Genomic DNA, 524 nt, shown 5'->3' on the forward strand with positions numbered 1-524 from the left:
AATCCAAGCCATGGCGGTGATTCCCAGATAGTCTTCTCGCCCCGCGCTTCGTGCGGAGGAGGAGTAGAGGGGATCATGCCTCATATCGGTCGGCGCGCCGTGCTAACGGGCGCTTCTGTACTCGCGACCGGCGCTGCCCGCGCCCAGCCGCGTTTTCCCGACCGGCCGGTCAAGCTGATCATTCCCTGGGCAGCCGGCGGCCCGGCGGATGGCGGCTTTCGTATCCTGGCGGAGTCGGCCGCCCGTAAACTCGGCCAGCCGGTGGTGGTCGAGAACAAGGGCGGCGCGTCGGGCGTGCTGGGGGCGCTGGCGCTGCAGGAGGCCAAGCCCGACGGCTACACGATCTCGCAGATGCATATGAGCGTGCTGCGCCAACCCCTGCTCAATCCGCAGCTTCGCTACGACCCGATCGCCGACCTCACCTACATCCTGCAGATCACCGGCTTCGTCATGGGGGTCGTGGTGCGCGCCGAGGCGCCGTGGCAGACGCTGCCCGACCTGCTGGCCTACGCCAAGAGCCATCC

General features: G+C 67.9%; 1 protein-coding gene. It reads left to right on the plus strand.

Translation table 11 applies throughout. The features are described 5' to 3' along the window. Positions 1 to 75: 75 nt before the first annotated feature. Positions 76 to 524: Bug family tripartite tricarboxylate transporter substrate binding protein (locus DNK49_RS23310; protein ID WP_279386440.1), on the plus strand; the 449-nt coding region annotated here is incomplete at its 3' end.

The organism is Parazoarcus communis SWub3 = DSM 12120 (assembly GCF_003226565.1).
GTDB classification, from domain to species: Bacteria; Pseudomonadota; Gammaproteobacteria; order Burkholderiales; family Rhodocyclaceae; genus Parazoarcus; species Parazoarcus communis.